We start from the raw sequence: 619 nt of genomic DNA, 5'->3' as shown, positions 1-619 counted from the left end.
AATGTCAATCCACTTAATATTCCAATTAAAGCAAATTTCTTATTTATCCCTCCTAATAAACTACCTACTTTTGGTGCTATCATTATTCCTAAAATATATGGCAAGTAAAATTTTACAATCAGTTGACTGTGTCCATAATACCCCGCAGCATACAAAGAACTAAACAAAAAAAGATAATTACCTAATGCCCCATTAAGTATCGTCATATAACTTAAACCGCTAGACACTCTTCTTTGAGGTCTATTTCTAGAAAATACTACTAGTACCAATACACACAATACAAAAAAGAATACGCCGTATACAAAGTAATCATACTGAAGAGTATTTAATAGTAGACGACTAGATCTCAAAAGAAATACTAGTATAAACAACACACAGAAAAGAATTAGATACTTATAGGAGTAGCCTTCTAAATCATGACCTTTAACTTCATAATTTTCAATATCTGCTAGTGTATATATAGATAAAAAATACATAACTCCATAAATAGAAAAGAAAAAAACGAAACTATACTTATCTGATAGCATAAACACAATTCCAAGTAAAACTAAAAGCAGTACTGTAATTCCAATATTTTTTGAACCAACTATATCATTTTCAACACGATAATACTTAATAG

Annotated in this window: 1 pseudogene; it reads right to left on the bottom strand. The window is 28.8% G+C overall.

Annotated features, from left to right (window positions below):
* Positions 1 to 619 (bottom strand): annotated as a pseudogene (locus tag LB941_RS12320) (hypothetical protein); the annotation flags it as partial.

Origin of the sequence: Ligilactobacillus ubinensis (assembly GCF_024160875.1) — a bacterium.
GTDB classification, from domain to species: domain Bacteria; phylum Bacillota; class Bacilli; order Lactobacillales; family Lactobacillaceae; genus Ligilactobacillus; species Ligilactobacillus ubinensis.
Note: the sequence above shows the minus strand (reverse complement) of the source record. Positions and strands in the feature narration are given on the sequence as shown.